General features: G+C 33.8%; 16 protein-coding genes. 1 reads left to right on the top strand and 15 read right to left on the bottom strand.

The window, feature by feature from the left end; translation table 11 throughout:
* Positions 1-118: 118 nt before the first annotated feature.
* From PQF96_RS10450 to PQF96_RS10410, 9 genes are all read right to left on the bottom strand, one after another.
* Positions 119-997, bottom strand: a complete 879-nt coding sequence (locus PQF96_RS10450; RefSeq protein ID WP_271766038.1) for an enoyl-CoA hydratase/isomerase family protein — start codon at positions 995-997, stop codon at positions 119-121.
* A 67-nt stretch (positions 998-1,064) separates the two neighbouring features.
* Positions 1,065-1,622: a Crp/Fnr family transcriptional regulator gene (locus PQF96_RS10445; RefSeq protein ID WP_271766037.1), complete on the bottom strand. Its 558-nt coding sequence runs from the start codon at positions 1,620-1,622 to the stop codon at positions 1,065-1,067.
* Between the two features lie 47 nt (positions 1,623-1,669).
* Positions 1,670-2,053, bottom strand: a complete 384-nt coding sequence (locus PQF96_RS10440; RefSeq protein WP_271766036.1) for a DUF3037 domain-containing protein — start codon at positions 2,051-2,053, stop codon at positions 1,670-1,672.
* The gene (locus tag PQF96_RS10435; RefSeq protein WP_271766035.1) at positions 2,043-2,822 is read right to left on the bottom strand and encodes a HipA family kinase; all 780 of its coding nucleotides are present in this window, start codon (positions 2,820-2,822) and stop codon (positions 2,043-2,045) included. The genes PQF96_RS10440 and PQF96_RS10435 overlap by 11 nt, the downstream gene beginning before the upstream one ends.
* A 139-nt stretch (positions 2,823-2,961) precedes the next feature.
* A complete protein-coding gene (locus PQF96_RS10430; protein WP_271766034.1) occupies positions 2,962-3,663 on the bottom strand; it encodes a hypothetical protein in 702 nt (233 codons plus the stop codon).
* Between the two features lie 81 nt (positions 3,664-3,744).
* Entirely contained in the window at positions 3,745-4,542 is a 798-nt protein-coding gene (locus PQF96_RS10425; protein ID WP_271766033.1) for a DUF3050 domain-containing protein, read from the bottom strand.
* Between the two features lie 152 nt (positions 4,543-4,694).
* A complete protein-coding gene (locus PQF96_RS10420; protein WP_271766032.1) occupies positions 4,695-5,720 on the bottom strand; it encodes a hypothetical protein in 1,026 nt (341 codons plus the stop codon).
* A 114-nt stretch (positions 5,721-5,834) separates the two neighbouring features.
* Positions 5,835-6,623, bottom strand: coding sequence for a toxin-antitoxin system YwqK family antitoxin (locus PQF96_RS10415; RefSeq protein ID WP_271766031.1), 789 nt, complete (start codon positions 6,621-6,623; stop codon positions 5,835-5,837).
* A 212-nt stretch (positions 6,624-6,835) separates the two neighbouring features.
* Entirely contained in the window at positions 6,836-7,600 is a 765-nt protein-coding gene (locus PQF96_RS10410; RefSeq protein ID WP_271766030.1) for a hypothetical protein, read from the bottom strand.
* Positions 7,601-8,103: 503 nt separating this feature from the next.
* On the opposite strand from PQF96_RS10410, the gene PQF96_RS10405 reads away from it, so the two are divergent.
* Positions 8,104-8,553 carry a hypothetical protein gene (locus tag PQF96_RS10405; RefSeq protein WP_143915595.1) on the top strand — a complete coding sequence of 150 codons (450 nt, stop codon included), beginning with the start codon at positions 8,104-8,106 and terminating at the stop codon, positions 8,551-8,553.
* A 116-nt stretch (positions 8,554-8,669) separates the two neighbouring features.
* Here the strand turns inward: PQF96_RS10405 and PQF96_RS10400 are convergent, their stop codons facing one another.
* The 6 genes from PQF96_RS10400 to PQF96_RS10375 all read right to left on the bottom strand — a co-directional run bounded on the left by PQF96_RS10400 (position 8,670) and on the right by PQF96_RS10375 (position 21,241).
* Positions 8,670-9,701 (bottom strand): M12 family metallopeptidase, encoded by a 1,032-nt coding sequence (locus PQF96_RS10400; protein ID WP_271766029.1) that lies wholly within the window; start codon positions 9,699-9,701, stop codon positions 8,670-8,672.
* A 49-nt stretch (positions 9,702-9,750) separates the two neighbouring features.
* Complete coding sequence (locus tag PQF96_RS10395; protein WP_271766028.1) at positions 9,751-11,946, bottom strand: beta-1,3-glucanase family protein; 2,196 nt, start codon at positions 11,944-11,946, stop codon at positions 9,751-9,753.
* 4 nt (positions 11,947-11,950) lie between these two features.
* Positions 11,951-13,678 carry a carbohydrate-binding protein gene (locus tag PQF96_RS10390; protein WP_271766027.1) on the bottom strand — a complete coding sequence of 576 codons (1,728 nt, stop codon included), beginning with the start codon at positions 13,676-13,678 and terminating at the stop codon, positions 11,951-11,953.
* A 93-nt stretch (positions 13,679-13,771) separates the two neighbouring features.
* On the bottom strand, positions 13,772-16,453 hold the full coding sequence (locus PQF96_RS10385; protein WP_271766026.1) for an Ig-like domain-containing protein: 2,682 nt from the start codon (positions 16,451-16,453) through the stop codon (positions 13,772-13,774).
* Positions 16,454-16,492: 39 nt separating this feature from the next.
* Positions 16,493-18,796, bottom strand: a complete 2,304-nt coding sequence (locus PQF96_RS10380; RefSeq protein ID WP_271766025.1) for a glycoside hydrolase family 19 protein — start codon at positions 18,794-18,796, stop codon at positions 16,493-16,495.
* Between the two features lie 165 nt (positions 18,797-18,961).
* Positions 18,962-21,241 (bottom strand): cellulase family glycosylhydrolase, encoded by a 2,280-nt coding sequence (locus PQF96_RS10375; protein WP_271766024.1) that lies wholly within the window; start codon positions 21,239-21,241, stop codon positions 18,962-18,964.
* Between the last annotated feature and the right edge of the window lie 55 nt (positions 21,242-21,296).

Below are 21,296 nucleotides of genomic sequence, written 5' to 3'. Positions count from 1 at the left end.
AGCTTAAATGCGTTTTAATTTACAATAATCACCTTTTATTCACTGGGTTTGTTTTCATTTCTTCAATTATCAAAACATTCATAATGTTAGTGTAGGTTAAAATTTGAATAAAAAACGACTATTTTAATTTTCTTGCCCATTCTTTCCAGTTAAATAATTCCCCTTTTCTGGTTTGACCACCCTGTGAAAAAAATTTATCTACTCTATCATCAAATTCAGTTGTTTTTACAAGTTCAGCAAACCATTGATTTGAGATAATAAACTCTTGTTCCCTATCTTTTTCAAATAAATTTACGGTAGCTTTATTATAAGCAATTGCCTTTGCTGGGTACGTAGCGATTCTATACGCTAGGTCTTCTACAAAAGAATCGATCTCATCATCTGGGATCGCTCTATTAATATATCCATATTTTTCGGCCTCCAATGCATCAAAATCTCCTCCTCCCAAACAGATTTCCATGGCTCTGGATCTTCCTACTTTTCTAGCAAGATATTGTGCTGCTCCACCTCCAGGAAGAATCCCTATTATAATTTCCATCTGAGATAATAAAGCAGAATTCATAGCTCCAAAACTCATATCCATAGCCATAATAAATTCTGCACCACCACCACGAGCACGGCCTTGTATTTTTGCAATTGTAGCTTTTGGCATGATCCTAAATTTTTCTAGTAAACCCGAATACAATGGCATTTCATCACTATCATATACTCCTTGATCTCTAAAATTCTGAAGTAATTTAAAATCTGCATGTGAAAGAAAATAATCCGGATTAGCACTTTGAAAGACAATTACCTTTATCGATTCATCAACCTCAAGCATCTTAGCTAGTTTATCTAACTCTGTAACCGAGGTTATATCCAGAATATTAGTCTCTCCATAGTCAAAAGTAACAAACGCCACTCCTTTGTCTATTACAACGGTAAAACTCTGAAAGACATAATTCATAAGATTTGTTGTATTTTGATTCTGTATTGAATCACTATGCTCTAGTTCCATCTATGTTATATTTAGAATTTATAGAAACAAAAATCAAGAACTTGTCTTCAGAAAACATTGACTCTAGTCAACGTTTTTTCAACCTACTCAATGTTTCGGGATTCATTCTTAAGTATGATGCAATATATTTATTAGGAATTTCCTGAAAAACATGAGGACTTCTTTTTAATAAACGGTCGTATCGTTCTATAGGTGTACGAATAGATATGTCTAATTCTCGTTCTAGTTGTTGAATTGCAAACTCTTCAAGCATTTTTGTCCAAAGTGCTTGATTTTCTTTTGTTGAAGCTATAAAATCAAAAAAATCATCTCTATCAATTTGAAGTAAATAACATTCTTTTATAGCTTGTATATTATATAAGGAGGGAGTTCTACTCAAAAAAGAAGGGAAAGAAGTCATCCAGGAACCACGATAACCAAACCTTAATGTAATTTCCTCTGATTCTCTATTTACAAATATTCTTAAAGAACCCCGCTCAACGATGTACATGCTATTTTCGATACGACCTTCTCTAATAAGGTATTCTTTCCTTTTTAAAACAATGGGTGAATTGCCTTTTTCTTGTATATGTGCTATTATTTTCTTTTTTAAAGCATCAGAGGAACTTACTTTTTCATTTATCATGATCTTGTCGTATCGTTTAATTGAATACTATAACTTGACAATGTTTCTTATAAAACATACCTTTCAAAAAGATCTTCTAATTCTTTTTCTGGGTCACTGCATAAACCAGGATGTGTTTTTGAGCTTTGAATAACAGTACTTCTTGAGGCTGCCAACCAACGAAATCTATCGGCTAGTTCAAATTCTCCAATAGCTCCTCCAGAGGGTTGACCTTTGCAGATTAACTTCCAGGATGTTAAATATTCCTCTAGCAGCTTTAATTCAAAGTCATTTGAAAAAGCTTCAAACTTGCTTTTATTAACGTGATATTTTACACCAAGAAATTTTTTGCGCTTACAGAACAATATTACACCAATATTAAAGAACTCTTCTCGTTCAACCTTTGGAACAAATCGAATAACAGCAAATTCAAATGTAACCTTATCTTGCATCTTCTGCTTCTTTAACTAGTGAATCTATCTTAGAAAGTTTAGTACATATAAATTCAATATATGCCGCTCTCATTTGATCAGGCGTTAAAAACTCTGATTCATCCTCTAACCAATCTTTAGGTATTTTTGATACAATTTCTATGATTTTATCCTTATTAATCAATCGTTGGATTTCTTTTGAAGCATCATTTAAATGATTCGCTCGCTCCAAAAGAACATGATCTTTTATTGCAGGAAATGTTCTAGTAAGGTGATTTTTCCATCTTTCCCAATTATGATGAAAATAAAAACTGGCTCCATGATCGATCAACCATAATTCGTTATTCCAGTTTAATAGATTTGTGTTTTTAAAAGTTCTATCAATATTACTAATCATACTATCCAGTAATACCACCTTGGATGCTGTTATACTATCAGCAATAGAAACCAAAGGATCGTATGTAATTGCTCCGGATAAAAAATGTAAGCCCAGGTTAAGACCTACACTAAATTTAAGTAAGTCTTGGATTTCTTCGTCAGGTTCGGTTTTGCTAAAAGAGTCATCAAGATTCATGAATACCAATTCGGGCACATGTAATCCAATCGCCCTTGCCAGTTCTCCTCCAATAAGTTCTGAAATAAGTACTTTTTTCCCTTGGCCAGCTCCCCGAAATTTTAAAACATAAAGAAAATCATCATCAGCTTTAACTATTGCAGGAAGAGATCCTCCTTCTCGTAAAGGTTTTATATATTGAACAACATCTACAGTCCGAATTTCAATTGTATTCATAGCTTCGAATATAGTAAAAAGTTCATTGTTTTTTTATGAACGGATTACAAATCCATGAGATTTCAGGGATTTCATGGTTTTCTAATATTAGGTGAAATTTTGCTTATAAAATGTAACGCTACATAGGTTATCGTTATAATTATTCAGTAATCAAAACTCCTGTAACCAAACTTATATCAAATCCTATATTAACTTCTTTACCCTCTTCATTTACCCATGGATTATAATAATCAAAATCAGATCCTAAGCTAAGTTCTTCTTCATCATTGTCATCATTTATATTATTAAGAAGCAGAATATGTCCAAAATCGTAGAGTAAATGAACTTTCTTTTCATCATAATATGATGTACTAGAAGCTCCATGTAATGCTTTTTGTCGGCTATCTTTGAGATTTATTTTTTTATTGGTCTCAAACTCTGAGATCGGCATTGTTTTATCAACTTTAAATGAATTTGCATTGCATGAAGAAAAGTTATATTCATTTTTAAGAACCTCTTTATTAAGTTCATTTAATTGTTCCTCATTGATCTCTGACTTAAATATGTCGTCCCAATACTTCAATTGTTCATAATATGCTTCATTATCCTCAAGGACTTTACCTCTAAATTGAATAATGGTATCTTTAGAAAGAATACAAAACCCATATTCGACTCTCATGGGACTATACCCACCCATTTGATTTTTTGTGAAACGAGTTTTACACAATATCTCTCCATTTTCATTAATCGAAATGGGATTAATTTCTGATGCAATTGAAGAAGGTCCTGTTAGATTCATCATAGAACTAAACAGAAATACTGTCATTATTAAAAGGATATTGATCTCTATAAATTTTCGCATTCGAATAGTTTTTCCCTAGGAGTATCAAACAACATGAAGTTAATTTTTTGCATTGTGACATAGCTAATTCCTGTATACTAACTATGCGCTATATTCCTTATTACATACTAGTTTTTCTTTTTCTATTAATTCACAAATTGCATCCCATAATGAAATTCTTTTTTCTAAAGATTGTTTTGCTATGGTAAGTGATTCAGACCATTTTACCTCATCGGTTCCACATAATTCTGATATCATTTGAAGAGAGAGAGGACCATGTTCGTCCCCATCAAGTTCTATATGTCTTTCGAGATAATACGTGAGTTTATCATAACGTCTATTTTCAGAATCTGCACTTTTTAAAATTTCGATAAACATATCTGGTATAACGTCTTCTCTACCAAATGTAAATGCCGAGGCAATCAAATGAGACTTATTGGTGTCAATAATAGCAAATGAAAAGTTCACAAAATCAGCCACTCTTTTATCAATACTAATTTCATTCAATGCTGAATTAACAGAATGTCCCGAGTCAATACATCCAATTAAAGTATTGATTTCTTTAGTATTTGCTCCAATTTGCGCCATTGCATCTAAGTACATTTCAAAATGACTTTTGGGTTCTCCTAATTCATTAATATCACTTTCTTCTCCATGGACAATTTCATTGATAAATCTTGAAAGCGTTGCATTTTTTCTTGGGGTCCAGGGTATTTCTACTTTTGTAAGTTGTAATTGTAGCGCTTTCAAAAGAGACATAAAATCCCATACGGCATATATGTGATTCTCCATAAAAACTTTAATGTCTGACACATCACTTAATACTTTGTAAAGCTTATGGCCTCTTAGTTGATTTCTTAACTCAGAAATTTCATTTTCTATATGTTCTATTCTATTCATATTGCAACTTGCGTATAACAATTGTACATATCCAATAGGTTAATGTTTTCTTATATTTTGTAAAGCGAATCTACCGTAAGATTTATTATAATCCTAATCAAAAACTACAATCCAATTATCTTGTTTTTTAATTAAAATCTTATTAAAGATAATTATTCTTTAACTACGATATAAGTAGTTGGATGATCATAATCATATATTTCTGGTTTAACATCGAGTAAATAAATATTTGTATTTGGGATGTTTCTTGATGTTATTTTTTGAGCAAGTACATGTTCTGCAAAAATTTTGAATTGAGTAGTCGTATCATTTATATTGAAGTCATAATATTGATATCCTTTGGGATAGAAAGTTCCAGGCACGAAATGGTTACCTCCTGAACTGCCATTTGCTATTACAGCTTTATCTTTGATCAATAAGCTTTTGTTATCAACTTTTATGAATTTATCTCTCCGCTGACATTGATCAAATTCATTGAGTTGTTCATAAGGCTCTTTCCTATTTCCAATATTTTCTTTCCAAAGCGGAGTAGGCATTTCTTTTATTATAAATTCATTTTGAGGATATGTTAGCAAATACCAGTCTCCGATATCTCTAACACACTCCAGATTTGTTAAAACCTGTTTATTAAATTCGTCTACTGATTTATGATAACTGATAGAATCTATTTTGCGACTTATATCATAATGCAGACTATCAGGAAACTTATTTAATGCATAAGATCCTTTTTCCTTAAGTTTTTTCTCTATATCATCCTTATATAACCGACCATGAAATGGATGAATGGGTACTTTTCGTGGTTTAGATTTTAGATCATGATACTTAATTACATTTCCATTTTTATCATTAACATAAAAATTTTCGTTTTTTGCAATAAAATAAGAGCCATGTCTGGGAATAGAATCGATACTATTTAATTCGTTATCCATCTCCATAATAAACTGTCCTGTAGACCCATCATCGTAAAAAAAGTTAACAGCAGCGTATAGTGTAGCGTTATTAGAGCTATACATATCATAAATTTTCATTTTGAGAGGTTGAATCGCTATTTCAGTGTTTGAATTTTCTGGAAACACCTCCATATCAGGAAACTTATCATCCTCTGTTTTTGTATATCCGCAACTAATTACAATAGTTGTAATTATAAAAAAAACAATCCCTTTTACTATTAGATTCATTTTATAAATATCCTTTATCTCAATGAATCTGAAAACACTAAAACGATTTTCGTAGAGAGATAGTGATTATTTTACGGTACAGATTACAAATTCGTTTAATCTCTAAGAATAATTTCAATCATCGTTTTTATACAAAACAGTATCAAGCAAATTCCCTTGTTCATCATAGATTTTCCATTCCCCGCTTTTTTTAAAATTTACCTTCTTCCCTGTTTTGTAAATTTTACCATTTTTAAAATACTCTACATATTTTCCATCATCGACACCTTCTTTAAATTCTCTTTCACACTTTAAATTTCCATTATCAAAATAATATTTCCATAATCCATTTTGTTTACCATTTACTTTTTCACCGGTTGTATGTATTTTACCATTTTTAAAATATTCAGTTTGTTTCCCATTAGCTTTACCATTTAAATAGTTTTCTATACTTGCTATTTCTCCAGAATCATAATAATTTTTCCATTCTCCATTTGCTAATCCTTTATCATCATATTGCTTTAAATATTTTAAAGTCTTTGTTTCTTTGAAATAGCTTTTCCATACTCCTGTTTTTATATCTTCTTTATACCAACCTTCCATATAAAGTTCACCAGAATAATCAGTTTTATAATATCCGTCACGTCTTCCATTTTTGAAATTTTCTATAGATTGTATTTCTCCATCTTCATAATATAAAGTCCATTTTCCTGTTTTTCTTTCTTCAATAAATTGACCAATTTCTTTGACATTACCAGATGGGTAATAATCTTTAAAGTCTTTTACATTATTAACAATAGTTGATTTTGTATTACCAACTTCATTACTATTACTCTCTGCTTTATTAATATTGCATTGTGATAGAAGTGTTGAAGTTAAAACACCAAGAAACCCCAAACTAATCTTATTTTTTAAATTATACATTTTATAAAATTTACTGATGAAAATTGTATTAACTGATACTATATTTGATCTTATTTCAACTACGATTAATATTTCCTATTCATTTTTCAAATCATCATTAATAGTAATCTAAATGATCTTTTTAATGCCTTTTATACTCTAATATTATTTTGCATTCTTTTTCCAAAAATACAAAAGCGATGGAGTATCATTATTCTGTCTATTATATTTATCTAAAATTCCCAAAGCTTTGTTACACAATCAAAGTTGACCGCTTTGCATGTTTCAGAATCTAATACGTCTTTACAGATAAAGAAGTAAACTGAAACATAAAACATGCCTAAAAGTAGTATTATCATACTTTCTGAAACATCATTTCGTTTACCATTAGTTGATTCTGATTGTTTAAGCAAACTTATAGGGTTAATTGATATAATAAGCCAAATAAATAACAGAAGAAGGAGTAAAAATCGTCCAACAATTATTTGATTTTCAGTATCATTAGCTTTACTAAAAAAGATTTCTTCAAAAAATATAAATCTTGCAAAGAAGAATAAAATCAATAAGATACTGAGTATATAAACAAAATACTTTAAAAAAGTTTTAATTTTTGATATAGTATTCATTACCAAAGATAAAAGCATTAATAATAAAGTAAAATACCATACTGTATTAATGAATTCTGAAATTACAGTTCCGTCCTGAGAACGTCTTAATATAGTTATAGCTACCAAAACTGCTACTAAAGGTATGGTAACAAGAATGGTAAAATATCCGCCAACACTCTTATGCTTGGATAGTGTTAGTATAACAATAACAGACAAAATAATGATCCACCATACTTTTAAACGGCTTAAAGAAGACGTAACCTCAACAATTTTTTCAATTAAAAAGGCATTATTTAAAATGATCCGTAATAAAACTAAAGTTGAAAAAACACCAATAAATGCTATGAATACGGTTTTGAAACGAAGGAAAAGTTCGTTAGAGTAGCGCATAAATTTGAATTTTTACTAAGGTATAAAAAAGAAGGTGATGACATTGTTTTTCTTATGGGTTTTAAAACTCTCCTCTTTTATTAGAGCAATTCTAGTGACATAAACCTTAAATATATTACTATATATCTATAAGTCAAGAATATAAAAATCACATCGTCATCCTGATAGAATAAAATAATGCAAAAACATTATTGCGAAAACAATTATGATATAAGAGGGGTGGATAAAAAACAGAATATCATAAAAGTGAATTTTCAACAAGCTCAGAATACTTTTAGAGTGTTCTTGTACCGAGTTTATTAGAGTTCATAAATGACATCTGCTTTGACCCAAAACATGTAGGTCTATCTATTCTGTAGGGATGAAAAAACCATTTCCAAATTACTTCTTTGGTTTGTATTTGGATTTAATATTGTAAATAAATACTAAAACTTTTATGAAGCAAATCAATCTCATAAAATTTTCGTAACTTATTGAGGAATAGCTTTTAAATCTCTGCAGTCATGAAAACCTTAATTTTAATTTTGTGCGGGATGTGTTCTTTTTTCGCTATTACACAAGAAAATAAAACTACCGCAATTGAGCCTTATAACCTAGAGGGTGTTTGGGAACTTAAACATCAATTCTTATATGATGATCACAACCAAATAATTGATACTGTTCTTAATCAGAATGGATATCGCCAGGTAAAGATGTACAGCAAAGGAAAAGTGATGTGGACTCGTTATGACCCAAAAGATAATAACGAATGGTTCGGTTATGGTACGTATACTATCAAAGACGGCATGCTCGAAGAACGTTTAGAATATGCTTCTGGTCCTATGATGAAAATTGTCGATACCACACAAGTTTTTGTATTCGAACTTGTGATGGGCACCAATTCGTATCAACAAATCGATGTAGATAAAGAGGGACATTATTCACAGTCTGAAAACTATGATAAAGTTCAATGATTTTTTTATAAAACCATTTGATCTACCCTAAATCTTATTCTTCAAGCAGTAAAACTAAAAAATCCCGACCTTATAACAGGCCGGGATTTTTAAAACACACTAAACTTAGTATCAAACTAGCTTATATAATACCAGGTAGTACCTCTTAATTCTACCCGTCTCCATCTATCTTGATTAGTATCCCAATACCACCAAACATCGCTGTATCTGTAGACTCTTACTCCATGAATTGTATAATAGTTTCCATTTTCATATACTTCTCCTCCACCATTACCAGGATACATTTGATTAATCCCTGTCTTATCTCCAGAAGATAAGGCATTACGTTGCGTACTGTAAGTACTACCATCTTTTTTGGTAATGGTAGGATTTCCATTCTTCGAAAATGCATATGAACTGTATAGCATAATCGATCCAAAATCTAAACGATTTGTATATTCATCTCCATCTCTACCTCGTTGCACATAAGTCTGAAAATTATGCTCCTTACCGCTTTGTATATTTTGAAAATTAATCGTGATATCCTGATTTCTATCGGCTCTACTTTGCTCGTGCCATAATCCTACAGCATGACCAATTTCATGAATGGTATTTCCTGTAGAACAACCATCTGCCAAGGTGATGTTCTGGCGTCCACCTACCATCCCCACACTAGAGGAGCAACCGGATCCCTTTCTAAAGCGTATATAGTTAGACTGATTTGTTCGTTGTACAAATCGTAAGGATGTATTGGCTTCCCAATGTGCAATGGCATCAGATACGCGATATTGTTTGGGTAATCCGCTCTCGACCGTATAATATACTGTGTTATCGGGCCACCGTCCCCCGGTTCTACCGACACTCTTTTGTTCGGGAATTTGTTCTCCTTCTTCAAAAACCAACTTGGTCGGTGCTATAGACAACATGTTTTTTAAAAATACAATATCACCTTCATAGATGTATTCTCCATTAATTTCTTCAACCTGGATTTTTTCTCCCGCATAATACATCTCAGTTACTTTCCCTATATTCTCAGGATAGGCTATTTCTACCAAACTGGCTTTTGTTACTTCTTCTGAAGCTGTGGTGACTTCATCAAATTGTTCTGCTGTACAAGCTGTCAATAACAAACTTAGTATTGACAATCTTGTGATCTGAGTTTTAATCATAATAATTGAATTTGTGTTAGATATTAATAGTTAGTAATTATGTTTATGACTATTGTTTTATGACCCTTCCAGAATGAGTTTGACTAGCTCCTTTTACTTTATAAACATATATACCAGATGCCAATGAACTCATATCAGATTTGATTATGTTTCTGCCATTTGGTTGTACTTCTAAAAGTTTTTTTCCATTTAAATCATAGAGTTCGAATGCACCAAAATCAAGTCCTGCGATATACATAAAATCATCTACAGGATTAGGGTATATCATAAGCGGAGATATCTTTTCTTCAATTGTTTTAGTATTTCCTATTAAAGCTTCATCAAAAGATCGTGCATCAGACTGCTTCGTTATTTTAATCCAGTTGATATTCCAACCGCCAGATGCTGCATATAAACCAAAAGAATAGGTTCCCGCATTAATAGTAACAGTATGAGATACTGTAGTCCAGTTTTGCCATCCTCCCGTATTTGGTATATTCACTTGACCCAGAACTATTGCTCCTGCGTTTATATCAGCAGATAATGTACCACCACCAACTGCACTGGCAACACGGTATTCTATATGATAATTTCCAGAAGAAGGAAAATTAATATTTGCATATGCCATCCAATCTCCAGTATCGATATACCCAACATTTTGTCCTCCTTCTGAGCAGTTTTCGTTTTGAACACCCAACATAGAAGTATGATTTTCTGCTTCAATTGTTTGACTAGATTCACCACCATTTATTTTTGAAATTATGATAGAGGTAACCTGATCGTTAAATCCATCGTTAACTAGACAACTAGTATCTCCTGTTTTTATAATTGAAGTTCCTGTAAAGTTATCATCAAAGTAAAGTGTAGCCTGATATCCTGATTGTACTTTTACTGAAGAAATATCATCATCTCCAATACCTAATCCAATTAATTGACCTCGTGTATATGTACCTTCTGCTAAACCTATTGCATATCCACCATAGGAACAATGTTGGTACATAGTAGCTACTTCTGTAGTTGGAGGATTAGGGTTTGAATTTCCTTCGAGACCTCCAAGTGTGATTTTTACATTTCTAGGGTTTGGAGTATGGATTGTTGCTGATTGATCATACACATCATCATATGCAAACGTATAGGTTTGGCTTTCGAAGCTAATATCTGTCTGATGGAAGAATTTAGAGTACCAGTTATATGGCCAGGTTTGATAATATTTAGAAGTATCTCCAAAATTTTGTAACACTCCTGAAGGTACGTTTAAATCTATAGCGTGTCTTGTAATTGCTGCAACCATTTGAGATTGTACTACCAAATCCCATCGCTGTCCTGATGCCATGACTCCACTCCCTTCCATTGCTTCTATTGTAGTTGGTTTTCCCGGGATTGTTGCAACCTGTCCGTCACTATCTCTATTAAATACAAATTGATTCCCACCTTGTACTTTTCCTCTCCAAATACCTGCATCTGATGTAAATACAAGCTCCTGATTAACATACTTAGACCAAATAGCATTTATATACCCATCCATAAAGTTTTTAGGAAATGCTTCGACTTTGGTAGGAAAATGAATCGTTCCTTCATCTGTATTGAGTAAGCTTCTAAATTCATTAGGAACCGTTGCTTGCCACTGGGCCAAAATATCATCATGTTTTTTTAACTCACCTACTTTTTTGTAAAAGTTATCTCCCCAGACCTCAAGACCCATAGGGTATTGATACGAATCAACTCTTGATGTATTACACCAAAGGCCAATATCATTGAAAGTTAATTCAATCAATTCAAATTTTATACCCTGATTGGGATCTGTTGGGTTTGCCAGATTTGGAGCAGAATACCCACTTGGAGCACCTGAATGGCCAAAAAAGTAGAGATACAGTTGACTTTTAAAAGAAACCATAATTCTACATCCTGCTATTTTAGGAATCTGAACCGTTTTATTAGGAATATCGCTGAGTCTACGAAAACAATTGGCATATTTACCATTCTCTCCTGGTCCCTGATTACCATCAATTACAGGGCCTTGAACTGTATTATAAGTACTATCCATTCGATTCACTGCACCTGTCACGGGATCTATCCAAACATGGCCATCGGTAATTCCTACTATAGCAACAAATATCTCATTATCCGGATATATTGAATTATTGGTGATTTCATATGGCAATGTTTGTGCTTGAGCTACTATCCCTAATAAGAATAATAGTCCAAGACAAAATATATGAGTAGCTCTATTTTTAACTTTCATACTATTGTTATATCTAAAATTCATAATATTATTCTTTAATTACACGTTTTGTTTCTGTGCTTCCATTTTTTTCTATACTAACTAAGTATAGTCCTTTCTTAAGATGAGAAAGATCAATAGATCTTCCTGGCTCTACTGTTATAGAATGTAGTATTCTATGGCCAAAAGCATCGAACACAGTAACCCTGACATTTTCTCCTTCAAACTTAAATTGAAGTGAGTTTTTAAAAGGGTTTGGATATAATGTCATGGTATCTGTATTCCTTACTTCATCATTGTTTTCTTTATTCTCAACCAACGTCGAATCAGCAAATTTCACATCGGATAGTCCTATTATTTTTATCCAGTTAATATTCCAACCCCCAGATGCTGCATATAAACCAAAAGGGTAAGTTCCTGCGTTTATAGTAACGTTATGAGATATTGTCGTCCAGTTTTGCCATCCTCCTGTATTTGGTATATTCACTTGTCCAAGAACCGTAGCTCCAGCATTTATATCAGCAGATAATGTACCGCCTCCAACCGCACTTGCAACTCGGTATTCTATACGATAATTCCCAGAAGAAGGAAAATTAATATTTGCATATGCCATCCAATCTCCGGTATCGATATATCCAACATTTTGCCCTCCTTCAGAACAGTTTTCATTCTGAATACCTGACATAGAAGTGTGATTTTCTGCTTCAATTGTTTGACTAGATCCATTATTCCCTGTTTTGGAAATTATGATAGAGGTAACTTGGTCATTAAATCCATCGTTAACCAAACAACTGGTATCTCCTGTTTTTATAATTGAAGTTCCTGTAAAGTTATCATCAAAATAAAGTGTAGCCTGATATCCTGATTGTACTTTTACTGAAGAGATATCATCATCTCCAATACCTAATCCAATTAATTGACCTCTTGTATATGTACCTTCTCCTAAATCAATACCATATCCACCATAAGAACAATGTTGGTACATAGTAGCTACTCCTGTAGTTGGAGGATTACTACCAGCTTGATATACTCTTACATAATCTACAGCCATACGTGCTGGTATTTTACTATCATCAACAGAAAACCCTGGCCAGTTACCTCCTACTGCCATATTGAGTAATAAAAAATACTCATTATGAAACTCACTGGTCCCGTTTACACCATTAGTAATATCAACTTCATGATATTGATTTCCATCAACAAACCATTTGATATTATTCTCATTCCATTCTACTGAATACAAATGATAATTTGTAACATTAACTGCTGTATGTCCGCCGTAATAGGCATAATTACCATTGCCATCCTGCCAGTGAATAGTTCCATGAATATCTGGTGAGTTATTAATATGCTCAAGAACATCAATTTCTCCACATGCCGGCCAACCTACTGAAGAAATATTACTTCCCAACATCCAGAATGCAGGCCAGAGTCCTTGTCCCATCGGCAAAGCTATTCTTGCTTCTATTTTACCATATTTAAAATTTCTTCTACCTTGAGTTTTCATACGTGCAGAAGTATAATTAGCTCCGCCAAAATTTTCTTTTTTAGCCGTAATAATTAACTGTCCATTTTCTACACTGGCATTCTCGCGACGGTAATACTGTAATTCGTTATTTCCCCATCCAGAGGATCCTCTTCCGGTTTCAAAAACCCAGTCAGGGCTTATTCCGTTAGTAAACTCATCCTGCCAGACCAAGTTCCAGTTTTGAGCAACTACCACAGAAGTTGCCATTACAAAAAAGGTTAAAAAGAGTAATGTTTTGATTGTTTTCATTTTAAAATTTTAGTTAGGTTAATATTTAGTGATTTGTGTTTGATAAAACTGGACAATAATTATATCCTTCTTATCATAAAAATATAGTTATGATTATTCTTTTATGATTCTTCCAGAATAATTTTGATCAGCTACTTTGATCTTATAGATATACACTCCAGGTTCTAATACATTTATTCCTGGTATTGGAGATGAAGCCCTCTTATCGGTTTGCAATCCTGTATATTCAAATACTTTTATCCCTATATGGTTATACAATTCTAGGGTATATCCAACAGAGGTTTCTGTATCTAATTGCATTTGTAGTCGATCCTGTAATGGGTTTGGATATAAAAGAGCTTTAGATTGTACAGATGTAGTTATTTGACGTGATCCTAATCCATCTAAATAAGTTCGTACAGGGTTTGAAAAGGCAAACCCTCCAAATTGATCCCAGTTAATCGACCAACTCATTACTCCTCTAAGACCTGGATAGTTTTGTGATAATGAATATTGACCACCAAAAGAATTACCATTGATCAGATAGTCCAGTGCATTAATGACTCCTTGAGACCCTGTAAACCCTCCTCCTGCATTAACTGTAGCCGGTACTCCTATTAAAATTTGGTCTGGGCGAAGTGCTGGGAAAAATTTACTTGAATCTTTTGTTATCGGAAATCCTTTTAATAACATATCTACGAGAGCAACATAAAAATCTGCATTACCCATACTATAAAAACTATCATCTAATGCTGTTATTGACCCTGAATTGTAATACTGGACTTGTAAAAAGGTTAATTTATCTCGTAATGCATGGATTAAAGGTAAATATGCTCCAGCGCGACGATCAGCTCCTTGCGAAATTCCACCATAAAATGAATACCCCAGTTGAACAAAAAATGTTTCAGGAGCCATAGTGAGTATAAAATCATTCCCAAAATGATTATATACACTTTCTACTGCATTGATAGTATTTACTAAGACAGGAGTTGTAGGGTTTTTAAAATCGGTATCACCAAGGTCAAGAGATAGTGATTGTCCTTCAAAATCAATATCCATACCATCAAAGTCATACTCTTCGATAATAGAGATCATAGAAGTTATAAATTTATCTCTGGCAGAAATAGTATTTAATCTCACTTGCCCTTCTGCTCCTCCAATAGAAATAATTACTTTTTTACCTATTCCTTTTAAGTATTGGATATCTGATTTAAAATCACTCTCAGTATAATTGATCGTGTTAAATTCTGGAGCTAGTTCAAAGCCTAATTCACCGTCTGTTGAGGATATTTTTGGTTCTGCAAAAGAAACATTAATAATATCCCAATTAGAGGAAACATCACGTAGTTTTATCAACCCCGAACCATTCTGAAAATTATGCCAATATCCATTTAATACTCTTTCTGGTAGTGGCCCACCTCCACCACCTGAAGTGATAACACGTATATTAACAGCACTTGATGTAGTTGACAAATTATCATTATCTGTAGCTATTGCTGTTAATGAGTAATTTCCTATCGAAAGGCCACTCCAATCAAAATTATATGGGCTAGTAGTATCTTCTCCTAATTTGATTCCATTACTAAAGAATTCTACCTTGGTTATTGTTCCGTTATCATCTGAAGCATTAGCACTAATCGTAATCGAGTTACCTTCTATAAATGATTGTCCTGTAGATGGCGAAGTAATTGATACAGTAGGCTCTCCATCCCCTCCACCAGAACCACATTCTCCAACCAATACCCAAGCATCTTCCCAATTGGTTCCACTGCCGGGAGCGTATGCCGAAGCTCCACCATTACACCATCCAGTAAATGGCCAAGGTTTACACTCATAGATATTACCATCATTTTGCACCTTGCTTCCAGCCACATATCCTCCATCTTCAACATATTGTGCTTCATCGCAGCTTCCTCCTCCGGTATCTGATTGTACAGTTATATTTATTGCCGAAGATGTACTACTAGCGCCTTCATTATCGGTTGCTACAGCTACCAAACTATGGGTACCTTCGGTTGCTGTCCAATTTACTGTATATGGAGATGATGTATCTTCGTTAATCATATTTCCATCAACATAAAATACTATTTTACTGACACTACCATCTGCATCACTTGCATCTGCTGTAATACCTACATTTTCTCCTGTGGTAAATGATGAATTATTTGCTGGACTTACAATAACAACTATAGGCATTTGATTCCCTGTCTCTATACTTACTGTAATAACAATATCAGATGAAACCGTTACTGCATTATCATTATCTATTGCACGTGCAGTGAGCGTATGGTTTCCTGATGTTGCAGTCCAATCTGCTATATACGGTGCAGAGGTATCTTCTGATAATACGATGCCATCAACTAAAAATTCAACCTTAGTAATTGTACCATCAGTATCTAAAGCATCAGCGCTAATGGTTATGCTATTTCCTGTTGTAAATGTAGCTCCAGATAAAGGAGAAGATATAGACACCGTTGGGACAATATTACTTCCATCACAAGGTCCTACTTCTACCCATGGACCCCATTGTGAGTTATTACTCGCTGGATTTTGATTCTGAGTCCAATGAAACGCCTCATACTCTGTCCCTTGATAAGTAACTTTATCTCCTTTGATGTATACATTATCTGCTACCCATGATGGAGAACTACAGGCAATGATCTTTATATCCATTGTATTACTATATGTAGTATCTGATGCCGACATATATTTGGCTACTCCCAATGAAAAAAATATAGTAATTATAAGGTGTACTCTAATTCTATGTTGGGTGAGGATGTTATTTAAAATTTTCATGACGTTATTTTTTAGTGATCTATAGTTTTATGTTAGTTCTTAGAATTTGACCATCTTAAACACCTTTGTATCTTTACCCATGGTTACTGAATAGAAGTATATTCCTTTAGCGTAATTTGAAGTATCCCAGGAAAAAGTATATGTTCCTTTTTGTAAAGGTTTATTCTTTATTTCTTTATCTAATCGTTTTCCATTAAGACTAGAAACATGAATAGAAACATTCTGTCTTTGATATAATTCAAAACTAAAAGAGACTGTATCCAAAAATGGATTAGGATAGATATTCATTTTGGTTAGTGCTAAAGTTTGGGTAGTAGCAGTTCTCGATTCTGGTTCGAGAGTAGTATAAGGTGTCATTTGTGCGCAACCACATTCTGAACAATCATTGGTAGTATCCAGGTCATTATTTACTCCAACAATCCCTGTAAAACGATTATAGTGACCAATTCTATGAGTTACTTTAATGAATTCTGTTCCTGATCCACACTCTATACCGCCGTTAATAATGTTAATTGTCATTCCTAAACCTGGTTTTCTATTACGTTCCTGATCATATACTGTAGGAGTCCAATTACCGACCATTACATCATGTGCAGAAGGTTTTGGATATTGTGGCGTCATCCAGAACCATATCGCTGTCTGAAAAGCTAATGCTCCATCTTGCACAACTTGTTCTGGATTATTTATAAGTATATTTTTATCTCCAAACAAGAATTCACTTACTTGTCCATAATTATAATTGTAACTAAGTTGGATTGGTCCTCTTCCATGATAGGATTTGCCAGGTGCGGGAGGATAGTTAATATTATTTTCGTCTCTATACCCTATCCTATCAGTCCCTTCATATCCTTGTTCTTCTCTAAAATACAATCCCCAGGAATATCTTCCTCCAGGAGCAGTATCCCAACCTCCTGTAGTTTCTTGAGCTATATTAGCCAGAAAAGCTGCCAGCTCACGTTTACGGATCGTTTCGTTTCCTTCATTAGCAAAAGTTCCATAATCAACCACTTGGGTGATTATAGGTTTGGATTGATTCCAATCAGCATTAAAATCCTGATCAATACGAATCACTGATGATTGATTGGTTTGCTTATCTTTTCTAGTAAGACGGTATAAATTTGTTCCTTTACGTCTTTCGAAAGTTATTTCAATATTTGACATTCTGGCAATTGCATCTATAAACGCTTGATATGTATAGAAATCTTTAGCAGGATCTAGTTCAAATGTATCTAAATCCGTTCCAAATCGATATGGGAAGAACTCATTGTATTGTGCTTCTGAAAGTATAGCATCTCCTCCACTTATCTGTTCTTTTATGGTAATTTCAATCGAAAAATTTGTTACACCCTCTCTATTATCTCTAGCATATCCCGTGAATGTATATGTTTTATAATCTGAAAAAGACCAATCTCTTTCATAAATATCATCATCTTTTGGGTCTAAAGGGAATGATCCCTCTGGTACATTTACAATAACAGGTAGCTCAATACCATCAGCATCTATTGCGCGAACTCGAAAGGGTACTGTTACTGGTAAAGCCCCTGTATAGACAACAGAAGGTGTTAGCACTGTAACTTCTGGTGGTGTATTACCTCCTGTACAAGGACCTAACTCTTCCCATGCCAATGGCCATGCCCATTCTGCAGAACCACCAGGAGTATATGCGCCTCCTGCAGAACACCAACCTCCAACTTTACAACGATACCTCTTTCCAAAATTCTGAACCTCATCACCAGTCACATAGGATGTTCCATTTACATATGGTGAACTACTACAGTCTCCTCCTGATGGTGGAGTTACCTTAATATCAACCTCTTTAGATTGTGTGGTTGCTCCTAGATTATCTTTTGCCACTGCCGTAATAATATGATTTCCATCCATCGGAGAAAACCTAAACTCGAATGGTGCACTGGTATCCACACCAATTTCAACTCCATTCATAAAAAAAGTAACGCTTATCACATTCCCATCTTGATCTGTAGCCTCTGCTTCAATAATTACTACCTCTCCAGATTGAAACTGATCTTCACTGACTGGCGAATTAATTTTCACCATAGGGGACTGATTACTATCTCCTCCATCACATGTACCTAATACCTCCCAAGCACTTGGCCATGCCCATTCTGCTGTCCCTCCCGGGGCATATGGTCCTCCCAGAGAACACCACCCTCCTACTTTACAACGGTATTGCTTACCAAAATTTTGTACTTCGTCTCCAGTTTGATATGCTGTTCCGTCTTGATACTGGGGACTGACACAACTCCCAGTCTGTGCCTGTATTTGAAACGAAAAGAAGCATAGCACTACTAAAAACATTAATCTTATAAAAGTATGTTTTTTCATTATCGTGTGTTTTAATGTGTTTTAGGATGAATTACATAACAACCATTTTATATCACATAAAACAGAGTCAAGAAATCAACATTGAATTATAATGTATCTCGACCCCGTTCTATGTAACAAGAGTGAGTATTTTGAAATACCAAGATTGTATTACAATTAATTAAGCTATTCTTTTATCACTTTGTGGATCATTTCTTTTCCATCTATTAAAATTTTACAGAAATACATTCCTTCTTTAAGGCCCGAAAAGTTTATCGGTATATCGTGTATTCCTGCTTTCATTTTTATTCCCGATTGGATCTTTACTACATTTCCTATATGACTATATATAGTAAATGCTACAGTGCTTGATTTTGTTAATTCTAATTGAAAATTCGTTACCTCATCAAAAGGGTTTGGATAGTTTTTTGTCAACGTAAAATAAGTTTCTTGTTGTGCCGTCCTGGCGGTACAGTAACCTATGATTATCCAGGCATCTTCCCAATGGGTTCCTGTACCTGGAGCATATGCACTTGAATTTCCACTACACCATCCAGAAAATGGCCAGGGCTTACATTCATAGATGCTCCCATTGTTTTGCACCTGATTTCCTGCAGCATAATTTCCGTTTTGTGAATATATATCCACATCACAGCTTCCTCCACCTGTATTCGTTTGTACTATAACATCCACTGTTGAAGAAGTTATAGCATCATCGTTATCAATAGCAACGGCTCGAATTGTATGGTTACCTGTTATAGCAGTCCAATCTGTTGTGTATGGTGAAGATATATCTTCAGAAATTTTAGTATTATCCACAAAAAACTCTACTTTGGTTACATTTCCATCTATGTCATTTGCATTGGCTGATATGTTTAATGTCTGCCCGGCAGTATAAGAAGTTCCCTGTTGTGGAGATGTAATTACTACTGTTGGAGATTGATTCGACGGATTTTCTTCATTTTTAAATATCAAATAATTCAGATTAAAATCATCACTATCCATAACGACTCGAACTACTTGTACTCCTTTATTTAATGTTACAGAAGTTGTTACAGTTTGCCAATTTTGCCATCCACCAGTATTAGGGACATCAATCTGACCACTGCTTTTTTGTCCATCAACTTCTATATGAAATTTTCTTCCAGAAGAAATTGCTGCAACTCTGGATTCTAATGTATATGTTTTTGCGGTTTCTACATTTACAGTATATTCAAGCCATTCTCCAGTTTTTATCCAACCAATATTATATCCTCCTTCAGAACAAACTTCAATATCTACAGCATCATTACGATACTCACCTCCTTCATTACTATCAGAAAGTTCATTAAATGCTATATTTTGCCCCCCAAGATCATAGTTTTCGGCTTCGATCTTACCAGGAATATTTCTTGGAGTACCAGCATAAGGGGATTGTGTATCACTTCCTCCATTTCCAGGAAAATTATCTGCTGGAAATTTAATTTTATCTCGGATCCAGCTTCCTGCTGATTTAAGTCTATCAGTAGTCCAAGGTCCACCAGAACAAGTTCCGGATTGCCAAACTGCGCCAGTTCTAAAATCATCAGAATAATTCCAACTTGTCCAACTAATCTTTTTTTGTTGCATCAGATCGATAAATCGTTGCGTCATTACAAAATCATTTGGTCCATCACCACTAGCTTCCTGACTACCAAACTCAGTTACAAAAACAGGCAATTGACTAGACGCTTCATCTAATCTGTTTAAATACAATTCTCCATGACTCTTAGCATAAAAATGAAAAGTATACATCACATTATCAAACTGTAATGGGTTATTAATAACATCTTGCAAATTCCCCTGTCCCGATACACCAAAAGTTGACCACCCATGAGTACCCACAAGGACTACGGCATCATTATCAATCGATTGAATAACAGGTATAATCTGGTCTGCATAGGTTTTTATACGATTCCAGGTAACTCCAGAACCATTGGGTTCATTACAAACGTCATAAATGATATTATTTTTATTTTTATGTTGATTAGCGATATCGGTAAAAAAACGTTTCGCATTTTCTAAGTTATAATTTGGATCTCCCGGATTTAATTGATGCCAATCTACTAACGCATACATTCCTCTTGCTGTAGCTTCTTCAATTAATCGATTTACCTGATTGGTAAATCCTACGGGATCAGTTTCATATCCTCCTTCTTGTACATATAAGGAGATTCGAAGGATGTCAGCATCCCAATCATAGGCTAGGGCATCTAGTGAAGATTCTGTTAAACAATTTCCCCAACCATACCATTGTATGCCATGAGTACTCATTCCTCTAAGTTGAATTGGTTTATTATATTGATTACAAAGTTGTGTTCCGCATACTTTGAGCTGGCCATTTTGAGCAACAGGAGTTTCTTGCGCTATAGTTGTAAAACTAATAAGTGTCCAGAAAAAAGATAGAATTAAAACGAAATACCTTGTTCGTATATATTGTGTTTTCATACATTAGGTTTTAAGAAAGTAGTATAGATTTCTATATCATAAAAGATATTAGAAT

The sequence above is a fragment of the Aquimarina algiphila genome (assembly GCF_947494415.1).
In the GTDB taxonomy this organism is placed as follows: domain Bacteria; phylum Bacteroidota; class Bacteroidia; order Flavobacteriales; family Flavobacteriaceae; genus Aquimarina; species Aquimarina algiphila.
This window is presented reverse-complemented; position numbering and strand designations above follow the sequence as displayed.